Annotated in this window: 18 protein-coding genes; 11 read left to right on the forward strand and 7 right to left on the reverse strand. The window is 34.0% G+C overall.

Annotated elements, in window-relative coordinates:
• Positions 1-370 precede the first annotated feature (370 nt).
• Entirely contained in the window at positions 371-5,878 is a 5,508-nt protein-coding gene (locus ACEN2I_RS08875) for a glycosyl hydrolase family 18 protein (protein ID WP_441765742.1), read from the forward strand.
• A gap of 233 nt (positions 5,879-6,111) precedes the next feature.
• On the opposite strand, the gene ACEN2I_RS08880 is transcribed toward ACEN2I_RS08875, so the two are convergent.
• On the reverse strand, positions 6,112-6,297 hold the full coding sequence (locus ACEN2I_RS08880; protein ID WP_441765743.1) for a hypothetical protein: 186 nt from the start codon (positions 6,295-6,297) through the stop codon (positions 6,112-6,114).
• A 53-nt stretch (positions 6,298-6,350) separates the two neighbouring features.
• Here ACEN2I_RS08880 and ACEN2I_RS08885 point away from each other — a divergent pair, with 53 nt between their 5' ends.
• Complete coding sequence (locus ACEN2I_RS08885) at positions 6,351-7,124, forward strand: TlpA family protein disulfide reductase (protein WP_441765744.1); 774 nt, start codon at positions 6,351-6,353, stop codon at positions 7,122-7,124.
• 144 nt (positions 7,125-7,268) lie between these two features.
• Positions 7,269-8,888, forward strand: a complete 1,620-nt coding sequence (locus ACEN2I_RS08890; protein ID WP_441765745.1) for an ABC-F family ATP-binding cassette domain-containing protein — start codon at positions 7,269-7,271, stop codon at positions 8,886-8,888.
• 64 nt (positions 8,889-8,952) lie between these two features.
• On the opposite strand, the gene ACEN2I_RS08895 is transcribed toward ACEN2I_RS08890, so the two are convergent.
• Complete coding sequence (locus ACEN2I_RS08895; protein ID WP_441765746.1) at positions 8,953-9,123, reverse strand: hypothetical protein; 171 nt, start codon at positions 9,121-9,123, stop codon at positions 8,953-8,955.
• 182 nt (positions 9,124-9,305) lie between these two features.
• On the opposite strand from ACEN2I_RS08895, the gene ACEN2I_RS08900 reads away from it, so the two are divergent.
• The gene (locus ACEN2I_RS08900; RefSeq protein WP_441765747.1) at positions 9,306-10,187 is read left to right on the forward strand and encodes a helix-turn-helix domain-containing protein; all 882 of its coding nucleotides are present in this window, start codon (positions 9,306-9,308) and stop codon (positions 10,185-10,187) included.
• A gap of 78 nt (positions 10,188-10,265) precedes the next feature.
• Positions 10,266-11,390 (forward strand): FAD-dependent monooxygenase, encoded by a 1,125-nt coding sequence (locus ACEN2I_RS08905; RefSeq protein ID WP_441765748.1) that lies wholly within the window; start codon positions 10,266-10,268, stop codon positions 11,388-11,390.
• A gap of 93 nt (positions 11,391-11,483) precedes the next feature.
• Here ACEN2I_RS08905 and ACEN2I_RS08910 read toward each other — a convergent pair whose 3' ends face one another.
• From ACEN2I_RS08910 to ACEN2I_RS08930, 5 genes are all read right to left on the reverse strand, one after another.
• Positions 11,484-11,879, reverse strand: coding sequence for a VOC family protein (locus ACEN2I_RS08910; protein WP_441765749.1), 396 nt, complete (start codon positions 11,877-11,879; stop codon positions 11,484-11,486).
• A gap of 45 nt (positions 11,880-11,924) precedes the next feature.
• Entirely contained in the window at positions 11,925-12,314 is a 390-nt protein-coding gene (locus tag ACEN2I_RS08915) for a helix-turn-helix transcriptional regulator (protein ID WP_441765750.1), read from the reverse strand.
• Between the two features lie 5 nt (positions 12,315-12,319).
• Positions 12,320-12,913: a dihydrofolate reductase family protein gene (locus ACEN2I_RS08920; RefSeq protein ID WP_441765751.1), complete on the reverse strand. Its 594-nt coding sequence runs from the start codon at positions 12,911-12,913 to the stop codon at positions 12,320-12,322.
• 125 nt (positions 12,914-13,038) lie between these two features.
• Positions 13,039-13,536 carry an SRPBCC family protein gene (locus ACEN2I_RS08925; protein WP_441765752.1) on the reverse strand — a complete coding sequence of 166 codons (498 nt, stop codon included), beginning with the start codon at positions 13,534-13,536 and terminating at the stop codon, positions 13,039-13,041.
• 5 nt (positions 13,537-13,541) lie between these two features.
• Entirely contained in the window at positions 13,542-13,853 is a 312-nt protein-coding gene (locus tag ACEN2I_RS08930) for an ArsR/SmtB family transcription factor (RefSeq protein ID WP_441765753.1), read from the reverse strand.
• A gap of 572 nt (positions 13,854-14,425) precedes the next feature.
• Here ACEN2I_RS08930 and pyrR point away from each other — a divergent pair.
• The 6 genes from pyrR (at position 14,426) to ACEN2I_RS08960 (ending at position 19,133) form a co-directional block, all read left to right on the forward strand.
• Positions 14,426-14,965: a bifunctional pyr operon transcriptional regulator/uracil phosphoribosyltransferase PyrR gene (gene pyrR / locus ACEN2I_RS08935; RefSeq protein ID WP_441765754.1), complete on the forward strand. Its 540-nt coding sequence runs from the start codon at positions 14,426-14,428 to the stop codon at positions 14,963-14,965.
• Positions 14,966-15,066: 101 nt separating this feature from the next.
• Positions 15,067-15,993, forward strand: a complete 927-nt coding sequence (locus ACEN2I_RS08940; protein WP_160373111.1) for an aspartate carbamoyltransferase catalytic subunit — start codon at positions 15,067-15,069, stop codon at positions 15,991-15,993.
• 189 nt (positions 15,994-16,182) lie between these two features.
• Positions 16,183-16,515 (forward strand): ribonuclease Z, encoded by a 333-nt coding sequence (locus ACEN2I_RS08945; protein ID WP_441765755.1) that lies wholly within the window; start codon positions 16,183-16,185, stop codon positions 16,513-16,515.
• A gap of 90 nt (positions 16,516-16,605) precedes the next feature.
• Positions 16,606-17,511, forward strand: coding sequence for a ribonuclease Z (locus tag ACEN2I_RS08950; RefSeq protein ID WP_441765756.1), 906 nt, complete (start codon positions 16,606-16,608; stop codon positions 17,509-17,511).
• Positions 17,512-17,557: 46 nt separating this feature from the next.
• Entirely contained in the window at positions 17,558-18,202 is a 645-nt protein-coding gene (gene pdxH, locus ACEN2I_RS08955) for a pyridoxamine 5'-phosphate oxidase (RefSeq protein WP_441765757.1), read from the forward strand.
• Between the two features lie 445 nt (positions 18,203-18,647).
• Positions 18,648-19,133 carry a SixA phosphatase family protein gene (locus ACEN2I_RS08960; RefSeq protein ID WP_441765758.1) on the forward strand — a complete coding sequence of 162 codons (486 nt, stop codon included), beginning with the start codon at positions 18,648-18,650 and terminating at the stop codon, positions 19,131-19,133.
• Positions 19,134-19,136 lie beyond the last annotated feature (3 nt).

Consider the following 19,136-nt stretch of genomic DNA (forward strand, 5'->3'; position numbering starts at 1 on the left):
ACCAAGACCAATAAAAAAAATAACCATCAAATAGTAATAATCTTTAAAACCAAATAAATAGAATAAGAAACAGAAAGAACAAAAAAGTAAAATATTTAGAATGATGATTTATTTTCAAATTTATCTTTTAGTATTTAACAAATATCTTTAAAAAAGACATAAGTATAATTTACTACTATTCACTAATCATTATTGACAAAATAGGTAATAGTAATATTTATTTTTAGAAGTAAAAAAGAATTTATTCCAACTGTATGCAAGGTTTTTATTTGTAATCAGTTGAATCCCAGTTATTGTATTTGCAGGTTTTTTTTAAGCCAGTGTCTATTGTAATTGGAATATTTTTTCTATTAACCAATATTAATTAACTATGAAACATTATTACAGATTACTTTTTTTACTATTGTTTCCCTTACTCGCGTCAGCACAACCAGCTCACGGTAAAAAAGTAGTAGGGTATTATGCACAATGGTCAATCTATGCGCGGGATTTTAACGTTCCGAAAATTGACGGAAGCAAATTGACGCATTTGAATTATTCTTTTTACGGAACCACTTTTGATCCCGCCCACCCGGAAAACACAAAGTTATTATCCTTAGATTCTTATGCCGATTTTGAGCATATGGAAGGCGGAATTCCGTGGGATGCTCCTGTAAAAGGGAACTTCTATGATTTGAAAAAACTAAAAGAAAAGTATCCACATTTAAAAATTTTAATTTCTGTAGGAGGATGGACAAAAGGCCAGGATCTTTCTCCAATTGCTGCAAGTCCGGTAGCAAGAGCTGCTTTAGCTGCGGATATGGCCAATTTTATTGTTACTTATCCCTTTATTGACGGATTTGACATTGATTGGGAATATCCTCTTTCCGGAGGAACAGATGGTACAGAAGTGATTAACGGATCTCCAATCCCTCCACAAAAGTACAGTCCGGACGACAACAAAAATCTGGTTTATTTATTAAAAGCAATGCGTCAGGCAATGCCAAATAAATTAATTTCTATTGCGGCAGGAAATAATGTCCGCAAAGTAGGCTCACAATATTTAGGGCCAAATAACAGATCTCAATACGGAATGACAGAAGATATTTCGACTTATTGTGATTATATTACTTATTTCGGTTATGATTTTGGAGGAAACTGGTATGATAAAACATGCTACAATGCTCCTTTATATTCAAGTGGAAACTCAAACGATCCTTTATACGGTGCAACTCAATCAGAGTCATTGGATGAGTTAACAAATCAATTTCTGAATGTGGTTGGTTTTCCTGCTAATAAATTAATAATGGGATTGCCTTTTTACGGAAAAAAATTCGATCATGTTGCTAATAATGGAACAAATCCTAATTTACCGGGATTATTTGTTTCAGCGCCAAGAGATATCGTTTCAGGATGTACAAATCCACAGAATCCGACAGGAACCTGGGATGGGCCTGCAGCCTGCGAAAAATCCGGAAGTATTGAAATTTGTGATTTAGTAGGTAATCCGGTTACTAATTCTCATCCTTATTTAGATCCAAATACCATGTTAGTAACGCCAACTGCTGCAGCTGCTGGATGGGTCAGGTATTTTGATAATACTACAAAAGTCCCTTATTTATACAATGCTACTTTAAAACAGTTTATCTCTTATGAAGATAAGCAGTCAATGGATTTGAAAGTGCAATACATAAAATCAAGAAATCTTGCCGGAGGTATGGTTTGGGAATTATCGCAGGATACCAGAGGTTCGATTCCTAATTCGTTATTAAACCAGGTTGATACTTCTTTCGGTAGTATAGTTGCAGGAACAGTAAGTATTGCCGGTTCTGTAAAAAACGGATCAGTTCTGGTTCCTGACGTGACTGTTGAATTGCGCAATGCAAGTAATGTAGTATTGCAGACAGTGGTTTCTACAGCAGGTAATTTTACGTTTAATAATTTAACTTCAGGTCAAAATTATACTTTGACAGCTTTAAAAGCGAGTTATACTTTTACTCCGGTAACCTTAACTAATGTTACCGTAAACCAAACAGCAATTGTTATTAATGGAACACAACCAACATATACGGTAAACGGAACAGTTCTTGACGGCACAACACCGGTTTCAGGAGTTACAATTTCCGCAGTTTCTGGAAGTACAGCTTTAACAGCTGTTTCTAACGCAAGTGGAATTTATAGTGTAACAGGTTTAACTGCTGGTCTTAATTTTACAGTAACCGCCTCAAAAACAGGGTTCTCTTATACTCCAACCTCTACAGTTTATACATCAATTGATGCGAATAAAACTTTGGATTTTGTTCAGGGAGCACCAATTGTATACTATACGGTAAGCGGAACTATTTCGAATAATACAATGCCAGTTTCAGGAGTTACAGTTACAGCAACCTCTACAGGAGGAACTTTTACTGCTACAACAAACGCAAGCGGAGTTTATACGATTGCTAATTTGCCATCGGGTGGCAATTATACAGTTACTGCTGCATTAGCGGGAAAAACATATACTCCTGCTTCAACAGTTTATACTAATTTAACGGCTAATAAAACATTGAACTTTACGCAAGATGTTATCATCGTTGGAGCCAGTAAAATTAGCGGAACAGTTAAAAATGGTACAAATCCGGTTTCTGGTGCAAAAGTAGAATTGATTTTGCCTTGGACAGATAATACACATCCATATGTAAGTAAAATAGCGGTGACGGATGCTCAGGGAAAATATAGTTTTGATAATGCGATTTTAAATGGGTACACCTCAATTTCGAGCTTAAAATTAAACACTTGGGAAAACGGTGAGGTAGTTTACTTACCAAATAATTTAGCAAATTTCCCAGTTCCTGCAACAGCAACAGTTTATGATTTTAATACAAATGTGGTTACGCCAACTTATTACACAGTTAGCGGAACAGTCTTAAACGGATCAGCTCCGGTTTCTGGCGCAACCATTACGGCAGTATCAGGAAGCGCCACATTAACAGCGGTTTCAGATGCAAACGGAAATTATAGTGTTGCAAATTTAGCTGCTGGATTAGACTATACTGTTACGATTACAAAAACAGGTTTGACATTTACTCCGGCTTCTACTGTTTATACAGGGATAAATTCAAATAAAACAATAAATTTCACACAAACTGTAATAAATCCAACTTATTATACAGTTAGCGGAACAGTTTTAAACGGATCAGCTGCGGTTTCTGGCGCAACCATTTCAGCGGTTTCTGGAAGCACAACTTTAACAGGAACTTCAGATGCTTCAGGAAATTATAGTATTGCTAATTTGGTTTCAGGATCAAATTACACGGTAACTATTGCTAAAACAGGATTAACTTTTACGCCGGCATCAACAGTTTATAGCGCTATTGGTTCTAATAAAACGTTGAATTTTACACAAGTTGTAAATCCAGCTTATTATACCGTTAGCGGAACAACCAAAAATGGAACTACTGCAGTTTCAGGAGTAACAGTTTCTGCGATTTCAGGAGCTACAACATTAACAGCAGTTTCAGATGCTTCGGGAAATTATAGCGTTGCCAATTTAGTTGCAGGATCAGATTATACTGTAACGGCTTCAAAAACGGGAGCAAGTTTTAGTCCGTCTTCAACGGTTTATTCTGCAATAAACTCAAATAAAACATTAAACTTTACGCAGAATACTGCCAATGGTTATTTAATTAGCGGGACTGTTAAAAATGGAGCAGCTCCAGTAGCTGGAGTAAAAGTGGATTTAATTTTACCATATACTAATGAGACTCATGGATGGGTTAACTTATCAACTTTGTCAGACGCCCAGGGAAATTACCATTTTGAAAATGTTGCACTTAATGGCTATACTACTTTTTTAAGTCTAAAGATTAATGGTTGGGAAAATCAAGGTGTTGCTTATTTACCATCTTATCCACAAACAAATCTTCCAACTTCACCACAAGTCTTTAATTTTAATACGCAGACGGTAGTTGCTACAACTCCAGTGGTTACAATTACTGCACCAACAAGTTCAGCGATTTCTTTAAATTTAGGATCAGCAATTAATTTTGTTGCAAGTGTTGGATTAAGTGCTGCTGATGCCACTTCAATCTCATCTGTTGTATTTAGTTTAGATGGACAAAGCCTGAGTACTACCAATTCTTCGGGAACTTATACAGCGATTTGGACACCAGTAGCAAATCAGTTTTCGCTTTCTCATACGTTAACCGTTACGGCTACTGCATCAAACGGAACAACAGATACAAAAACATATAGTTTTACATTAAATTGTTCAGGTGCAAACTGCCCAAATTCACTACCAGTAATTACTTGGAATTCACCATCAAATACTACTGTGAACCAAAGTTCTTTTCAGGTTGTGCCAATTTCAGTTACAGCTGTTGATAGTGACGGATCGGTTTCAGGTGTTAGTATTACAATAAATGGGGGTACATTTAATATGTCAGCAGGGGCAAATAATACCTATACGTATAATTTTACACCAGCCGCTTATCAGGATTATCCAGTTGTGATCAAAGCAACAGATAACAAATCCGGCGTAACTACATTAAACAATACCATTAAAATTGCGCCAGTCAGCACTAATAGATTTATTGCACTTCCATCTAAAGTTATTTTAGGATATGCACACTCTTGGGAAAACTCTGCTGCTCCATTTTTGTATTTTTCTCAAATGGTTGGAAGCAAGTTCAACGTAGTTGACTATTCTTTCGTAGAAACAGTTAATCGTGATGGTTATACACCAGTACTAACTACAAATGACAACAGATATCTGACTAATGGGGTTTTCAATAAACAATTGTTGAAAAATGATATTCAAAGTTTAAGAGCTAGCGGCGTTCCCGTTATTATCTCTATTGGAGGTCAAAATGGTCATGTCGTTTTAGATAATGTAACTCAAAAAAATATTTTTGTTAATGGCTTAAAAGCAATTATTGACGAGTATCAATTTGATGGAGTTGATTTAGATTTTGAAGGTGGATCAATGAATTTTAATGCAGGAAGTTTAAGAGATATTTCTTATGCGGGAATCTCAGCTTATCCAAGATTAAAAAACATAGTAGATGCCTGTAAAGAATTAAAAGCGTACTATGGCCCTGGATTTTTATTAACTGCAGCTCCGGAAACACAATATGTACAAGGAGGATATTCTACCTATACGGATACTTTTGGTTCCTTCCTTCCAATTATTCAAAACTTGCGTAATGAATTGGATTTGCTAGCTGTACAATTGTATAATACAGGAGGAGAAAACGGATTAGATGGTCAATACTATGGTTCAGCTAAGAGAGCAAATATGGTGACCGCTCTAACTGATATGCTTGTAAAAGGGTATAATATTGGTACAACCGGAATGCATTTTGATGGTTTACCACCTTCAAAAATTCTTATAGGGTTACCCGCTTGTCCAAGTGCAGCTGGTAGTGGTTATATCACTCCGGCCGAAGGAATTAGTGCTTTGAATTATTTAAGAACAGGAACCACTTTTTCAGGAAGAACGTATACTATGCAACCTGGAGGGCCTTATCCTAATTTGAGAGGTTTAATGACTTGGTCTGTAAACTGGGATGCTTCTTCTTGTGGCAATTCGTCTGAATTATCAAAGGCATATGCAGCCTATTTTGCCTCACAATCAACAGCGAAAATGTTAGCAATTGAGGATTATTCTACTGAAAGTAAAACAGTTGCATATTTTAAAAACGACGCTTTATCAGTAACAAGTAATACAGAAGATATCGATCAGGTTGATGTTTTCAATTTACTAGGACAAAGAGTAGTTAGTTATAAAAACATTCAAAATAATAAAGAAATTTTACTTCAGAATCACAGTTTCTCTACTAAACAATTGTTTTTAGTTATAGTAACAAACAAATCAGGAAGTAAAAAAACTTTCAAAGTCATGAACTTTATGAACTAGAGTTAAGGGCTAAAATTTAGAAATAAAATGTTAGGATGGTTAAAATTGAGTTTGGTTATTTATTTTTTAATCTAATTTTTATTTCGAATAAATGTATCGATTTTAGGTAATTTGTTATTTGGTTTTTGCTTAGAGGAGAGCATTATAAACCTGGCAAGTAATTGTCAGGTTTTTTTGTGTTTTAAAACTAAACGCATAAAGTAACTGCGAAGCATAAAGTTAGAATTTGAATTTTATTTTTCATTAGGAGCTATTTCCTGCTCTCCGTTTAATCTTTTATGGCGAACCCCGCCATAAAAGGATAACGCTTCGATCAGGGCTAGGGCTTTAAGTTTAGCAAGAAAGTTTGTTGTCTTTGCAAGGAACGAAGCAATCTCATTTACTAAATAAATTAGCTGCTTAATCTCCAGAATCTGCATAAGATATGAATTTTTAAGTACTTTTGAATCCTAAAATTATTCTATTGAATTTCATGAAGAAACTAATTAGCTTTATCGTTATATCCTTAATTGTAAGTTCTTGCTCAGGTCAGACTAAATTTGGAAATCCAGAAGTTGATCCAATTCAGATTCAAAATAAATTTATGGATTGGTGGACGTATCAAAGCAAAAAAATAATGCTTTCAAGAGATTTTACAGCACTTGATCTTCAGTCAAAAGAAATTTCAAAAGAATCATTTTTGGATCAATTGGTTAACGAAAGTTTTATTCCAGTCTGTTTAAAATCAGCTGACTCGGTTTATTATTATAAATTATTTAAAATTCAGCCTAAATCTGATACCAGTATAAAAGCCACAATCAATCAAATTGCTTTTGACGTCCTTAAAAACTATAAGATGGAAGGCAACACTTTTCCTGAATTCACTTTTAAAGATTTAGACGGAAATGTAGTTTCAAACGAAACTATGAAAGGAAAAATTATTGTCATTAAATGCTGGTACATTCATTGTGCCGCCTGCATCAAAGAATTTCCGCATGTCAATCAATTAGTCGAAAAATACAAAGACAGGAAAGATATTTTATTTATAAGTCTCGCCGAAGACACAGAGGAACAGCTAAAAACATTTTTGGCAAGAAAACCATTGTCATATTCCGTAATCCCAAACATGAAACTGTATATGAACGAAACTTTAGATTTAAATGCTTTTCCAACACATTTTATCCTAAATAAAGAAGGTATAATAACGAAAGTGGTGAATGATTACGAAAGTTTAGAAGTTGCTTTGGAGAAAGAAAGTAAATTGTAATATGTTATAAGTTTTAGTGTGGTAGACGTCTCACATTTCACTTTTTTTTACCACTTGCACCACAAAAAAACTTAGCAACGTAGCGCCTTTGCAACTTAGAACCTTTTTTCGTACTTTTGCACCAAATTAATTAAAAAGACATTCATGTTAACAGTCAATAATTTATCAGTTCAATTTGGCAAACGTATTTTGTTTGACGAAGTAAATACTACATTCACACACGGAAATATTTACGGCGTTATTGGAGCCAATGGTGCTGGAAAATCTACTTTTCTAAAAATCATTTCGGGCGATATCGACCCAACTTCTGGCCACATTCATTTAGAACCGGGAAAACGTATGTCGGTTTTGAACCAAAATCACAACATGTTCGATGAACATACGGTTTTGGAAACTGTTTTGATGGGAAATAAAGTTTTATATGCTGTTAAAAAAGAAATGGATGAACTTTATTTAGACTACAACGATAAAAACGCGGATAGAATTGGAGAACTTCAGGTTCAGTTTGAAGAAATGAACGGCTGGAATGCTGATTCTGATGCTGCTGCGATGTTGTCTAACTTAGGAATCAACGAAGAGCATCATTATACTTTAATGGGTGATTTAGAGGGAAAAATTAAAGTACGTGTGCTTTTGGCGCAGGCACTTTTCGGAAACCCTGATTTGCTTATTATGGATGAGCCTACCAACGATTTGGATTTTGAAACAATCGCCTGGTTAGAGAATTTCTTGGCAAATTATGAAAATACTGTAATTGTAGTATCTCACGACCGTCACTTTTTAGATGCGGTTTGTACCCATATTTCAGATATCGATTTTGGAAAAATAAATCACTATTCAGGAAATTATACTTTCTGGTACGAGTCTAGCCAATTAGCGGCAAAACAACGTGCTCAGCAAAACAAAAAAGCCGAAGAGAAGAAACAAGAGCTGGAAGAATTTATTCGTCGTTTTAGTGCGAACGTTGCCAAATCGAAACAAGCGACTTCACGTAAAAAAATGATTTCTAAATTGAATATTTCAGAAATCAAGCCTTCAAGCCGTCGTTATCCTGCGATTATTTTTGATCAGGATCGTGAAGCCGGAGATCAGATTTTGAATGTTGAAGGTTTGGCAGCTTCTGTAGAAGGAGATCTTTTGTTTAAAGATGTAGATTTGAATATGGCAAAAGGAGATAAAATCGTTCTTTTCTCAAAAGATTCGCGTGCTACAACAGCTTTCTACGAAATTTTGAATGGCCAGCAAAAAGCAGATGCTGGAACTTTTGATTGGGGAATTACAACCAATCAGGCATATTTGCCTGCTGAAAATCATTCATTCTTTGAAAATGATTTGACGTTGGTAGACTGGTTACGTCAATACGCAAAAACAGAAGAGGAGCGTGATGAGGTATTTATTAGAGGATTCTTAGGGAAAATGATTTTCTCAGGAGAAGAAGCTTTAAAAACAAGTCGCGTATTATCAGGAGGAGAAAAAGTACGTTGTATGTTATCCAGAATGATGATGGAGCGCGCTAATATCTTAATGTTAGATGAGCCAACTAATCACCTGGATTTGGAGTCTATTACGGCTTTCAATAACTCATTAAAAAACTTCAAAGGATCTGTAATTTTTACCACGCATGACCACGAGTTTGCACAAACTGTGGGTAATAGAGTAGTGGAACTTACACCAAACGGAGCAATTGACCGTTACATGACATTTGATGAATATCTGGATGACGAAAAAATTCAGGAACAAAGAAAGAAAATGTATAATTTGTAAAATACAATCTGAATAAAAAAAATCCCGTTATTTAATAGTAACGGGATTTTTTATGTTTTTTATTTTATTTTTTGAAGAATTTGGCAAATATCCAAATAATTATGGCGATTACAAAAATCACAATAAAGATTCCAACGCCCATTCCGGCCTGAAAAATATCTCCTACTAGTTCGCAACTTGTAAATGAAAATAGTATTACGAATACCATTAACAAACGTGTAATGATTTTTTGCATGATTTTGCTGTTTTAATTGTTTTAAAAAGAATTTAGTATTCTAATTATCGTTAGAATAAAATTACTTCAAACAACAAAAAAATGTCTTATATAATTTTTGAGAAAAGTTCTAATATTTAGAGATTCTCTAATATCTTTATTCTCTAAATTTTAACTATCCTATAATCCTGGGTAAAAAGATAATGATTAAAAAAGCACAATCGATTCCTGTAAATACAATGACTGACAATTTTGACGGCGATATTTCTATTGAAAGAATTTGTATTGATGATTTACTTACTTTAAACAAAGAAAATTTACCTACTGTTGAAGAAGCAACAGACACGCACAGGCATGATAGGCATTCTTTTTTTCTGCTTGAAAGCGGAACAGTTCAGCTTGATATTGATTTTCAGAATTTTACTATTACAGCTCCTTCTATTATTTATATTCACCCAGATCAGGTACACCGTACAATAACATCTGAAAATGTAATCGTCAGTAGTTGGGCCATTAGTAATGAAAGCCTTAATCCTGAATACCTGAAATTGTTGCAGGACATAACACCGGCAAAACCTTTAGTATTAACTAACGAAATGTTTTTAATGCTGTCAGAAGCTGTTTCAGTTTTTATAAAATTTACGGAACGTAAAAATGACAAACTTTATCATGCTGTATTAAAAGACAGTTGCAATACATTGGTGGCTTTGGTTATTTCACAATATCTGGAACAATCGAAGTCTACAGATAATCCTGCACGATTTGAAACTATTACGAAATCTTTCAGGCAACTTTTAGAAAATAATTATACAACAGTAAAACGTCCGGCAGAATATGCTCAAAAGTTGCATTTGTCTAGACCATATCTTAACGAATGTATTAAAACGACAACTGGTTTTTCGGTTTCTTATCATATACAGAACCGTATAATTTTAGAAGCAAAACGTTTGCTATACCATACAGATAAATCGGTAAAAGAAATTGCTTCAGAACTGGGTTACGACGATTATCCTTATTTTTCAAGATTGTTTACTAAGGTTACAGGAATGACCGCTTTAGCTTTTCGGAGTAAAAACCTCGATTAGTCCAATAATTACTTTGTATTGTTATTTTCTACCTTCACTGTACGCTGTTCATTTGCAGAAACAAATAACTCGTATAGAATGGAATCATTTAAAGATAAAAAAGTACTCATTTCAGGTGCAAGTATAGCCGGACTTTCAACAGCATACTGGATGAACAGATTAGGATATCAGGTAACAGTCGTAGAAATGGCAAGTAAACCCAGAACTGCAGGCGCAGCGGTTGATTTACGAGGAAATACCATAGCTATTGCGAAACGAATGGGAATTTTTGAGCAATTAAAATCACATCGATTGCAGGTAGAAATGATAGAATTTAAAAATGCAGAAGATCTTACCGAAGGCTCTATAGTGCTTGCCAACGATGATGCAGAACTTCCTGAAGATGAAATCGAAATTGAACGCGATAAATTTATTCCTTTTTTATTTCACGATTTAAAAGAGGATGTTCAATTTATTTTCAATACCAGTATTACAGCATTAAACGAAACAAAGGAAAATATTGAAGTTACTTTTAAAGATGGTTCGCAACAAGCTTTTCATTTAGTATTGGGCTGTGACGGAATGCATTCTGGTGTGAGGAAAATTTGGTTTGGTGATGAAACCAAATATGCACATTTTCTAAATGCTTATTTTTCACTCACAATTGTCAACAAATTGTTGGTAAAACAAAAAACAATGCAAATGTATAATGTACCGGATAAGGCCATTACCCTAAATGCCTACAACAATAAAACAGATATTATCTTTTGTTTTTATTCTGAAAAAGAAATTCAATACGATTATCGTGATGTTGATCAACAAAGAAAAATTATTATGGAAAAGTTTTCCGGACAAAGCTGGAGAACTTCAGAATTGTTGGAAGAATTAGAACAATCGAAAAACTTTTACTTCGATAAATTTTGTCAGATAAAAATGCCGTCATGGACAAAAGGCAGAGTCGCCTTGGTTGGCGATGCCGGTTATTGTGCTTCGCCAGCTGCCGGAATGGGAGCGTCGTTATCAATGAATGGAGCTGCCGAATTAGTAGATGCTTTAGAAAAACACAACGGAAATTTTGATCTGGCATTTGAAGATTATAACAAAAACCTCCGTCCGTTTATTGAAGAAGTTCAGGCCAGAGCCGAGTTGAATGTAAAAGAAAATTTTATTCCGCGAACTGAAGAAGAAATTAGAAAAAGAAACGCTCAGACAAAAGGTTTTTAATTTATTTAACTGTAAAGATTGCGATAAACTCTATTTTCAAATAGAGTTTATCGCAATCTTCAATTTTAAATCAGGAGTAAACCTGAATTTTATTTAGAGCATTTCGATAAGCTGAATGTTATTCCCACAAGTATCATTAAGTACAGCAATTTTAACCGTGCCCATTTCGGTAGGTTTCATGCTAAATTCGACACCAAGATTAATCAGCCTTTCATATTCTTCATCAAGATTATCAACGTTAAATTGGGTATATGGAATTCCGGCTTCAAAAAGAGCATTCTGATAGGTTTTAGCCGGCTCAAAATGATTTGGAGATGGTTCTAATAAAATTTCAGTTCCAAGTTGTTCTTCTTTGGAAACAACAGTTAGCCATCTGTTATTTTCGCTCAACGGAACATCATGTTTTTTAATAAAACCTAGTTTTTTAGTGTAAAACTGTAAGGCACTTTCTTGATCCTGAACCGGGATTCCGATAATTTTTACTTTCATCTTTTGATATTTTAAATTGACTCATGCAAGTTTGTGAATCTAATTTTAATCTACTTTGCGAAAATTGCTCTTTTGAAATGCAGCAGGAGCAATTCCCATTTTATTTTTGAATAAGGTGCTAAAGGAACTTGTACATTCAAACCCAACAGCAAAGCAAGTTTCGGTTACGGTCATCTTTTTTTTTAAATATTCTGCAGCTTTTTCTATTCTTCTGTCTGTTAAATATTGCATGGGTGTTAAGCCGTAATATTTTTTAAATAACCGTAATAGATGAAATTTTGAAGTGAATTGACAATTGGAAAGTAGATTCAGGTTCATTTCTTTTTCAAAGTGAACATCAATAAATTTCTTCGTACGAATTACCGTTTGAAGCTGTTCTTGGTTTTTATAACAAACAGTCCTGATGCGATTTATTTCTTTTTGATAAAAATTCATTTTTCTTAATCTCCAATAGTTCCAGTCTTAACTTCTCCAGCTCTTTTATAACTAACCGCAATTACACCGCTTGGCGTAACCGTACTTTCTGTTAAGGTAAATGCGGAAGGAACAGCATCATCATCAAATAATTTTTTGCCTTTCCCCAGAATGATAGGATAAATTAAGAGCCCGAGTTCATCAACTAAATCACTTTGAAGCAAAAGCTGAACCAGTTTTGCGCTTCCCCAGACTTTAATGTCGCCACCTTCTGAATTTTTAAGTTTTTTGATTTCTTCTATAGTGGAAAGAAATTCCGAGTTTTTCCAATCTGAGTTTTTCCTGCTGGAGGATAAAACGTATTTGCTAACCTCATTAATTCCCGGCCAGCCTTCTGCATTTTTGGGCCAATACGCTTCAAAAATATCAAATGTTTTTCTGCCCAAAAGAATATCGGCAGGTTTCATTTGTTCCTGCATGACATTGCCGTATTCTTCATCTCCAAAAGGTGCTACCCAGCCACCATATTCAAAACCGCCCGAAGTATCTTCTTCAGGACTACCAGGAGCCTGCATTACGCCATCTATTGTAATCATGGTTATGACTATTATTTTTCTCATGATGTTGGTATTTTCTGTTTACTAAATATAAGAATTTGTAATGAAATTTTGAAATTAAAAATAATTTATCCGTTGATTAATAGCTTTTTAGGCGAAATGTAATTTAGAATATGTGCTAAATAAGATTATTTTTGAGACAAATTTGTCAATAATTCCTCTAAGCTTTTTAGTGTCATGGTAAATCCTTCTTTAAAGCCCATTTCGATCATTTGTTCCATTCGCTCCAGAGATTCATTATAAATGGTAATATGTACTTTTGTAGTTCCATTTAGATCAGTAAAATTCAAATCCCATTCAGAACCTGGTAATTGAGGATTTTCATCTTTGTCTGAAAAAGCATTTAAGAATTTAAAATTAGTTTTCGGGCTAATAGAAGTATATTGCTGAATAGACCAATGCTCTTGTCCCTCCGGACTTACCATGGCATAAAATCGTCGTCCGCCCACTTCAAAATCCATTACTTTTGTTTTTGATTCCCAAGGTTTTGGTGCCCACCACTGGTCCAGAATTTCCTGCTTAGTGTAAGCTTCCCAAACCAAAGAAAGTTCGGCTGCAAATTCTTTTACAATCGTTACTGTTTTGGTGGCTTTGTCAACAGTAAAGTCAAATACTAAATTTCCCATCTTTTCTATTTTTTAATTGTTGTTAATAATTGGTCAAGTTGATTGAATCTGGTCTGCCAAATTTCTCTGTACTGGCTGAGCCATTGGTCAATTTCTTTCATTTTTTCAATTTCAAGAGAGTAATAAATTTCCCTGCCCTGATGTTCTTGTTTAACTAATTCGCATTCGGATAAAATGCGAAGATGTTTGGAAATTGCTTGTCTTGTAGTATTAAAATTTTCTGCAATGGCATTTGGTGTCATTGCTTGTACTGCAATTAAAGATATAATAGCCCGCCTTGTTGGATCTGCTATTGCCTGAAAAATGTCTCTTCTCATTTTTGTATATATACTAAATACGAAACTAATTGGTTGCAAATATATATGCAACTTTTTAGTTTCGCAAATTTTTAAGAAGTTATTTTGGAAATAGTTCAATAAAATTTAAAAATGATAGCTTTTTAGTCGAGTTGAAAGCAAGGGCAATTGGCTCTATTAAATGTTGCAGAGCTGTATTTTAATTTGTGAAGTAAGGGAGAGCCGTAGGTTCGACATATTGTATGTTTAACATATTCGTTCGTATGAGATTTTATAGGGAATTTTAAAATGGATTAAAATCTGTCATTGCATATTCATTCCCGCGTAATTTTGATGTTTATAAAGATGATTTGTTTGAAATCACGTAAATCATTTGCCGCACTGTGGTTATGCGTATCTTAGGGATTAGTCTAAAGTTAAAAAAATAAAAAAGCATAATTTAATTTAAACTATAAAAATAGTCTTCATCAAATAATCTAATATAAACAACTAAATTTTCTCCACCAATTCAAAAAATAATATTTCCCTAAATAACACCCCAACAAATAAATTCTGATTTCGTATATTTGCCCAACCAAACTTCACACTTAATTATGAGCCAAAAAGTATTACTTAATTCAAAAGAAGTTACTATTATACTCCATCGTTTGGCTTGTCAGTTAATCGAAAAACATCTTGATTTCTCTGATACTATTTTAGTTGGAATCCAGCCAAGAGGCATTTTTTTAGCGGAACGTTTAAAACAAATATTACAGAGCGAATACAATACTCCCGAAATTTCTTTGGGATATTTGGACATCACTTTCTTTCGGGATGATTTCCGCAGAACAGATAAACCGCTGGAAGCCAATAAAACACAAATCAATTTTATAGTCGAAAACAAAAAAGTTATTTTTATCGATGATGTTTTGTTTACCGGACGAAGCATTCGTTCTGCCTTAACGGCAATTCAGTCTTTCGGGAGACCTTCAGAAATCGAATTGTTGGTGTTAATTGACAGGCGTTTTAGCCGTAATCTGCCAATTCAGCCCGATTATCGCGGCCGTCAGGTAGATGCGATAAATAACGAAAAAGTAGTAGTGAACTGGAAAGAAAATGATGGGGAGGATGTCGTGTACCTGGTGACAAATTAGTTTAATCGGTTGACCGGTTAATTGTTTAATCGGAAAAACCAAACGATTAAATAGTTCAAAAAAATTAAACGGTTAAACAAATAAACATATAAACAAATACAATGAAAGAATTAAGCGTAAATCATTTATTAGGAATTAAATATATCAACGAGAATGATATTAACCTAATTTTTGAAACGGCAGATCATTTTAAAGAAGTCATTAACAGACCTATTAAAAAAGTTCCTTCATTGAGAGATATTACTATAGCCAACATTTTCTTCGAAAACAGTACACGAACAAAACTTTCGTTTGAGTTGGCCCAAAAAAGATTATCGGCAGATGTTATTAGTTTTTCTGCTGCTCAGTCTTCGGTTAAAAAAGGAGAAACACTTATTGATACGGTAAACAATATCCTTTCGATGAAAGTAGATATGGTTGTCATGCGCCACTCCAATCCCGGAGCAGCTTATTTTTTATCCAAAAACGTCAAAGCTAGTATAGTTAACGCCGGAGACGGGGCACATGAACACCCAACGCAGGCTTTGTTAGACAGTTATTCGATCAGAGAAAAACTGGGCGATGTCGCCGGAAAAAAAGTAGTTATTGTAGGTGATATTCTGCACTCGCGTGTAGCGCTTTCGAACATATATGCTTTGCAGATGCAGGGTGCTGAAGTAAAAGTATGCGGGCCGAAAACCTTGATTCCGAGATATATTGAATCACTTGGTGTAACGGTTGAACCAAATTTACGAAAAGCATTAGAATGGTGTGACGTTGCCAATATGCTTCGCGTACAAAACGAGCGTATGGATGTGAACTTTTTTCCTTCAACACGTGAATATGCTCAGCAATACGGAGTCGATAAACCACTTTTAGATTCTCTTGGAAAAGAAATCGTGATCATGCACCCGGGACCAATTAACAGAGGAGTAGAGATTACTTCAGAAGTAGCCGACTCCAATCATTCTGTAATACTCAATCAGGTAGAGAATGGAGTAGCCATTAGGATGGCGGTTATTTATCTTTTGGCTTCGAAAATACAATAGATTTAGTTTAAATTTTCAGGTTTTTCAGGTGAGCGAAGTTGAAGCCCATTTTACCTTATAAGCCTTCGACTCCGCTCAGGGTGACAGTGTGAAAAACCTGAAACTTGAAACCTGAAACAACAAATAAAAAAACTTCGTACATTTGTCTTCAGAAATATCAATTTTTATATAAGCCCCACAAATTATAAAATGAAAGTAGATCAAAAAGGACATACCGTTACCATCAAAGATACCCAAGGAGATTTTAAATCTTTTTTGGATAAAGTGACGCAGCAGTTTAAAACCTTTGAAAAACAAAATATTATTATCGATTTAACCTCAGATTCTAAGTTATCTGAAAGTGATGTAAAACTTTTTTTGCCTCTTTCCAAACAACAAAAAAAAGCAAAGAAATCATTTGTTATTGTCGTTTCAGATCTTGATTTCAATGCTATTTCTGATAAACTAATTGTTGTTCCATCTCTTTTAGAGGCGCACGATATTATCGAAATGGAAGAAATAGAAAGAGACTTGGGATTTTAGATTTAAAGTTCTGATTTTGAATTTTAGATTAATGCTGAATCTAAAATATTTCAATCTAATCTAAAATCTAAAATCAATCTAAAATCTAAAATGAAATTAACCATACTCGGCTGTTATGCCGCAACTCCCAGAACTCTTACGAATCCGACTTCTCAGGTTTTAGAAATCAAAAACAGATTGTTTCTAATTGACTGTGGTGAAGGAACTCAGGTTCAACTGCGTAAGAACAAGATTAAATTCTCAAAAATTAATCATATCTTTATTTCGCATCTGCATGGAGATCATTTCTTTGGATTAATCGGAACTATTTCGACTTTTGCACTTTTAGGAAGAACGAACGATTTACATATTTACGGTCCAAAAGGATTGAAGGAAATTATTACGTTACAATTAAGGTTGTCGAATTCCTGGACGACTTATAGTTTGCTTTTTCATGAATTAGAATCTGACAAAAGTGAAGTGATATTTGAGGACAACAAGGTAATTGTGAGCACAATTCCGTTGAAACATCGTGTATATACCAATGGATTTTTATTTCAGGAAAAGACCGGCGAAAGAAAACTAAACGTAGATGCTGTGAAGCGATACAACATACATACGGCTTATTTTCAAAAGATAAAAAACGGAGGAAATATAACGCTTGATGATGGAACCGTAATTGAAAACGAAAAATTATCCTTTGACCCAATTCCTGCAATGAGTTTCGCTTTTTGTTCGGATACAGTTTACAATGAAGCTATTATTCCGATTATTGAAAATATCGATATCCTGTATCACGAATCTACATTTTTGGAATCAGAAGCTGCTTTGGCGGAAAAAACATTACATTCAACAGCAAAGGAAGCCGCAAAAATTGCTTTGAAAGCAAATACAAAACAATTGGTTTTAGGTCATTATTCGACAAGATATCAAGGAATCGAACCTTTTAAATTAGAGGCTGAAGAAATTTTTCCAAATGTACTTTTAGCAGATGACGGAGTTACTTTTGAGTTTTGAATTACCTGATATAACATTAAATATATAATTCTAATAATCTAAAAAAATGAACGATTTAAGTAATTATAGAAAATCTTACGAAAAAAGTCAATTGTTGGAAACTTCTATTCCGGAAGATCCCATTAATCTTTTTAACCGATGGTTTCATGAAGTGGAAGATTTTGGCGGAAGCGGAGAAGTAAATGCCATGACTGTTTCGACGATTGGATTGGATGGTTTTCCAAAATCGAGAGTGGTTTTATTAAAGAAATTCTCAGAAGAAGGTTTTGTATTTTATACCAATTATAATTCGGAAAAAGGAAAAGCAATTGCTTCAAATCCGCATGTTTGTTTATCTTTTTTCTGGCCCGAAATGGAGCGTCAGGTGATCATTAAAGGAATTGCTCAAAAGACTTCTGAAGGTATTTCAGACAATTATTTTGATTCACGTCCTGATGGAAGTAAACTAGGAGCAGTAGTTTCTAATCAAAGCGAAGTAATTCCGTCACGAACTTTTTTAGAAGATAACCTAAAAGAACTGGAAAAAAAATTTGAAGGTAAATCGATCATAAGACCGGAGCATTGGGGAGGTTATTTAGTAACGCCTCTCCAAGTCGAATTCTGGCAGGGAAGAGCAAATAGACTTCACGACAGAATTCGTTACACAAGCCAGTCAGATTTTACCTGGTCAATTCAAAGATTAGCACCTTAATATAAGATTTAACTTATTTTTTTTAAAATAAAATGTATTTCATCGATTTTTTTTGTTTTTTATCGATATCTTGATTAGTTTTGGAGTCACTAAAAAGATAAGAGAATCACTTAGTCAGTAAAATTTAAGTTGATTTCATAGGATATATTTAACAAAGATGCAAAAAACGTTATTAAAATAGTTTGCAGATTTTGAAAAGGAAGTTAGTATTCAGGTTTAGTTATTAGGTCGTTACAATTATTTGTAACGGCCTATTTTTTTATGAATAAAATAAAATGTAGACTCATAATATTGGAATTAGAGGCATGATTTTTTGATCATTTGTTAATTATTTATAAAATGTTAACAGAATTAAAAAAAAGGCAGTGATTAGAATTTCTTTTGTAAATTAGAACTTCAGTAAAATAGTAACTTCACATTTGGGGTTTCTAAACCTTAGTATCTTATGAAAAATTTAATTTTAATACGACATGCAAAATCAAGTTGGGATGCACCTTTAAAAGATTTTGACAGACCTTTAATGAAAAGAGGTATTTTAGATGCTCATAATGTATCGGGAAACATTACAGAATTTCTGCCTAAAACATATATAATCTGGAGCAGTCCGGCTGCACGTGCTACAGAAACCGCTCTTATATTTGCGCAAAATATTTCCTATCCCATAGAAAGCATTTTATATAAGGACGAATTGTACACTTTTGATGGCAGACAGCTCGAAAAAGTTATCAAATCATGTGATAATAGTTTCGAAAGCGTTATTCTTTTTGGACATAACGAGGCTATTACAAATTTTGTTAATAAATTTGGAGATGTTTTTATTGAAAATGTCCCTACTTCAGGCTTCGTTTCTTTACGATTTGAAGAGGATAGCTGGGATAAAATTAATAAAGGCAAAACCCATAAAACAATTTTTCCCAAAGATTTAAAATAAACA

Origin of the sequence: Flavobacterium sp. W22_SRS_FK3 (assembly GCF_052113665.1) — a bacterium.
Lineage (GTDB): Bacteria > Bacteroidota > Bacteroidia > Flavobacteriales > Flavobacteriaceae > Flavobacterium.

Excerpts from the sequence above, each read along its gene's own strand:
- ACEN2I_RS08875 (WP_441765742.1), top strand. The coding sequence starts at position 371 with ATGAAACATTATTACAGATTACTTTTTTTACTATTGTTTCCCTTACTC.
- ACEN2I_RS08880 (WP_441765743.1), bottom strand. The coding sequence starts at position 6,297 with ATGCAGATTCTGGAGATTAAGCAGCTAATTTATTTAGTAAATGAGATT.
- ACEN2I_RS08885 (WP_441765744.1), top strand. The coding sequence starts at position 6,351 with ATGAAGAAACTAATTAGCTTTATCGTTATATCCTTAATTGTAAGTTCT.
- ACEN2I_RS08890 (WP_441765745.1), top strand. The coding sequence starts at position 7,269 with ATGTTAACAGTCAATAATTTATCAGTTCAATTTGGCAAACGTATTTTG.
- ACEN2I_RS08895 (WP_441765746.1), bottom strand. The coding sequence starts at position 9,123 with ATGCAAAAAATCATTACACGTTTGTTAATGGTATTCGTAATACTATTT.
- ACEN2I_RS08900 (WP_441765747.1), top strand. The coding sequence starts at position 9,306 with ATGATTAAAAAAGCACAATCGATTCCTGTAAATACAATGACTGACAAT.
- ACEN2I_RS08905 (WP_441765748.1), top strand. The coding sequence starts at position 10,266 with ATGGAATCATTTAAAGATAAAAAAGTACTCATTTCAGGTGCAAGTATA.
- ACEN2I_RS08910 (WP_441765749.1), bottom strand. The coding sequence starts at position 11,879 with ATGAAAGTAAAAATTATCGGAATCCCGGTTCAGGATCAAGAAAGTGCC.
- ACEN2I_RS08915 (WP_441765750.1), bottom strand. The coding sequence starts at position 12,314 with ATGAATTTTTATCAAAAAGAAATAAATCGCATCAGGACTGTTTGTTAT.
- ACEN2I_RS08920 (WP_441765751.1), bottom strand. The coding sequence starts at position 12,913 with ATGAGAAAAATAATAGTCATAACCATGATTACAATAGATGGCGTAATG.
- ACEN2I_RS08925 (WP_441765752.1), bottom strand. The coding sequence starts at position 13,536 with ATGGGAAATTTAGTATTTGACTTTACTGTTGACAAAGCCACCAAAACA.
- ACEN2I_RS08930 (WP_441765753.1), bottom strand. The coding sequence starts at position 13,853 with ATGAGAAGAGACATTTTTCAGGCAATAGCAGATCCAACAAGGCGGGCT.
- pyrR (WP_441765754.1), top strand. The coding sequence starts at position 14,426 with ATGAGCCAAAAAGTATTACTTAATTCAAAAGAAGTTACTATTATACTC.
- ACEN2I_RS08940 (WP_160373111.1), top strand. The coding sequence starts at position 15,067 with ATGAAAGAATTAAGCGTAAATCATTTATTAGGAATTAAATATATCAAC.
- ACEN2I_RS08945 (WP_441765755.1), top strand. The coding sequence starts at position 16,183 with ATGAAAGTAGATCAAAAAGGACATACCGTTACCATCAAAGATACCCAA.
- ACEN2I_RS08950 (WP_441765756.1), top strand. The coding sequence starts at position 16,606 with ATGAAATTAACCATACTCGGCTGTTATGCCGCAACTCCCAGAACTCTT.
- pdxH (WP_441765757.1), top strand. The coding sequence starts at position 17,558 with ATGAACGATTTAAGTAATTATAGAAAATCTTACGAAAAAAGTCAATTG.
- ACEN2I_RS08960 (WP_441765758.1), top strand. The coding sequence starts at position 18,648 with ATGAAAAATTTAATTTTAATACGACATGCAAAATCAAGTTGGGATGCA.